At 52.1% G+C, this 2,061-nt stretch carries 1 protein-coding gene and 1 pseudogene; one reads left to right on the top strand and one right to left on the bottom strand.

The window, feature by feature from the left end:
* Positions 1–272 precede the first annotated feature (272 nt).
* Positions 273–825: pseudogene (locus APQ99_RS13035) on the top strand (hypothetical protein); the annotation flags it as partial.
* Here APQ99_RS13035 and APQ99_RS12410 read toward each other — a convergent pair.
* On the bottom strand, positions 720–1,700 hold the full coding sequence (locus APQ99_RS12410) for an MATE family efflux transporter (protein WP_148265515.1): 981 nt from the start codon (positions 1,698–1,700) through the stop codon (positions 720–722). The pseudogene APQ99_RS13035 and the gene APQ99_RS12410 sit on opposite strands and share 106 nt — an antisense overlap.
* Positions 1,701–2,061: the final 361 nt, after the last annotated feature.

The raw sequence follows: 2,061 nt of genomic DNA, 5'->3' as shown, positions 1-2,061 counted from the left end.
CGGTCACTGCACTCCGCAACAGAAATCAGACCTCAGACTGACTCAACTGAGGACGCTTTGTGAGGTACTGAGTCTGGCCGAGGAGTCTGCTGTTGCCTACGACACAACTTGCTGAGTAGAACTATCGTCACCAAGCTGCACGTTCAGTGCTTAATTTCACTGCCTTCACGATCTTCACAGGATATTCGTATATCCGATAATACAGACATTTAAAACATATTACTATTCTAAAGTCGAAAAATAGATAATAGATTAACCCTTTTTGAGCGTACATGCAAATTACTGTAATCAAGACACTCCGCCAACCAGAGTATACCGGCGAAAACAGATGTAAGCCGTGCACGCTGTTGAATCTCACCATCGCAGTGATACTCAGCTCAGTTATCGCACGCAAATCAAAACTTGGAGGCGCACTCGCAATAGGGGTTTCAATAGCGCACATCTACCTCAGAGGATACCTTGTTCCTGGTACACCAACAGTGACAAAGCGCTACCTTCCGCCAGCAGTACTTCGATGGTTCGGCAAAAAACCCGGAGCCAGAGGTAGCAACTGGCATCGGAGGCGACAACACGGCACCGCAGCCGCTATCAGGAGATCAGCCGCAGTCTACCACCCAATCCACGCCAGCGGTCACCAATGAGTCGACAAGTGATGCAGATCGCATAGCTGAGCCAAACTCCGATTCTTCGGAAGAGGAACTCGAATCCTTCTTTTTGAATCATGGCATCCTTGAACCCTGTACAGATGCAGATGACCTCTGTTTGACCGATGAGTTCGAGGCAGATTGGACTGCAGCAACTGCCCCACTCGTTAACTCGGACATTACAGCCGTTCCAGAGAGAAACCACGCAATGAGCGGATAGAAGCCGAGTTGCTGCGTCGTATACGCGAATCCAGTGAAGAACAACGGAATCGTGTACCGGAGAAACTGTACTGCGGTTTCGCGACCTTGGTCGCCCAGCAACCGTGGTCGAACGTCGTGTTTCACGCCTAGCCAACAAGCGAATCCGACACCGAGGATGGCGTTGACGGCGATAGTTCCAATCAGGACGGCGACGAGACTGTCGAAAACGACGACACCGACAGCTGCGACACCCAGCTGAGCCAGCGGCGAGACCACCCGCATCGAAAGATTCAGCGCTCCGACTTCTTCGAAGGATCGCAGCAACGAACCGGTGGTGCTGAGCCACACCAGCGCTGGCAGTCCGATCCCGCACAGTTCGAGGAACCGGACAAACTGTGGCCCTTCGTCGGTGAGTGCCGCGAGTGTCGGAGCCGCCAGCGTCAAACTGGTACCGAACAATACCGAGATCGACACCAACAGCACAGACCCGAAAGTTATCATGGCGTCACGTTCAGCCCGTGTGTCGGCCGTCGGAATGTATCGCGGAAACCCAGACATGAACCCGCCGGCAAGGCTACTTGGCACACGTTGGAATCGGCGAGCGAGTGCATACAACCCATACGCACTGGCGACGAATCCGTTGGTGAGTACTGCGGTCAAACCGAACGTGACGAATTTCTCGAACAGGATCGCCGGAATCGACACGGTCGCGCCGTGTGCGACACGTTCGAGAGCATCATCCAGTTGGGCGTCTAGGGGGTCGGACGCACCCTCGCACACAGTCTCGTCTGGTGACTCTGTTTCATCTTTCTCTTCTTCAATTGAATTCCTTTTCGACATATTTTGTGGATTCACAAGCGGTAAAGAATTTTTCTAGCAGCACCCAGAAGTGAGACAGCAAGCATTGTATTACCCTAATATATATTCTTTCATGATCACTCCCGAGGCGAGAAATGTCCGCACTTCAGCTGTCTCAACTCGCTTGAATTCCTCAAAGTATCTCACAAGGATAGATCAAACACTGGTGAACGTCTTCCGTACCGAACTGAGTCAATCTGGGCGGCGTGATTGTACGACTGAGACAACTCCAGAGAAACGAATCGGAGGAGAACCTACCACAGCATCCGTCTTTAGCTAAGACGAGAACCGCGTGACAGCGACGGCTTATCGAGGCTACTTTTCGAGAGGAATGAGGAGGAGAAGTCTGTGCACAACC

The organism is Halobacterium salinarum DSM 3754, from assembly GCF_008124605.1.
GTDB lineage: Archaea > Halobacteriota > Halobacteria > Halobacteriales > Halobacteriaceae > Halobacterium > Halobacterium salinarum.
Note: the sequence above shows the minus strand (reverse complement) of the source record. Positions and strands in the feature narration are given on the sequence as shown.